General features: G+C 58.6%; 1 pseudogene. It reads right to left on the minus strand.

The features are described from left to right. A pseudogene (locus tag P775_RS30065) lies at positions 1-941 on the minus strand (transposase family protein); the annotation flags it as partial. Between the last annotated feature and the right edge of the window lie 76 nt (positions 942-1,017).

Here is a 1,017-nt window from a genome sequence, read left to right on the forward strand (position 1 = left end):
GACACCCGCCAAGACAGCACGCGCCTGGTAAACCAGTCCAGAACGGCGGCGAGATAGAGGAAGCCCCGCGCCATGCATTGCCCGGCAGGCGATTTGCAAAGCAAATCTGCCGAGAGGGGGAATATAGGTGATGTCCATCGCCCAGACATGGTTGGACCGGGTGATCGGCAGTTTCCTGAGCAGGTCGGGGGAGATCTTGTGCCGTCATGGCGGAGCCATGCTACGCATGGACGCGCCGGCTCGGAGGTGTTCGGCTTGCGATACAGTGCCTCGACATCCATGCGCTTCATCCACTGCCCGGCAGTGCATTGCGAAGCAATGTCACGAAAGGGGGCGTGGCGATGTGCAGCCGACCAACCTTAAAGCCTTCCTGCACCAGCAGACCCTAGAACATCCGGCTCCCCGCGAAGGGGAACCCCATGTGCAACTTGTCGATCCGGTGCATCAGCTTCAGGTCGGCATCTGACACCGGTCGCGGCTGGTAATAGACTCTGCCCCGGCTGATCCCCAGCACGATGGCCTGTCGGCTGATGCTGAGCTTTTCTGAAAGAGTGATCATCTTTTGCGCCCTCTTCTCGGAAGATTGCTTCGTGCTTAAAGCACGCCTTTGACGTGAAGCAATCGCCTGCCGGACAACGGGACAACAGACCCGCTTTGCCGAGCGCGCCGGACAAGAAATCATTCTCCAGCGTCAGCTCTCCGAGCTTGGCATGCAACGTCTTCACGTCGATCACCGGCGCCAGTTCAGCCTTCGGGGCATCGCCAAACACACCGGTCGCGCCTTCCAGTAATTGGTCACGCCACTGCTTGATCTGGTTCGGGTGTACGTCAAAGTCCTGCGCCAGTTCGATCAGAGTTCGCTCACCCTTAATCGCGGCGACAGCAACTTTCACCTTGAAAGCCAGGCTGTGATTTCCGCGCGGTCGTCTTGTCGTGCTCATCCCCTCGCTTGCAGCATCATGCTGCTGTTGCGCGGAAAATCCACTCATCCCGGATGTTCAGTTTTCACAAACAACC

Source organism: Puniceibacterium antarcticum (assembly GCF_002760615.1).
GTDB classification, from domain to species: domain Bacteria; phylum Pseudomonadota; class Alphaproteobacteria; order Rhodobacterales; family Rhodobacteraceae; genus Puniceibacterium; species Puniceibacterium antarcticum.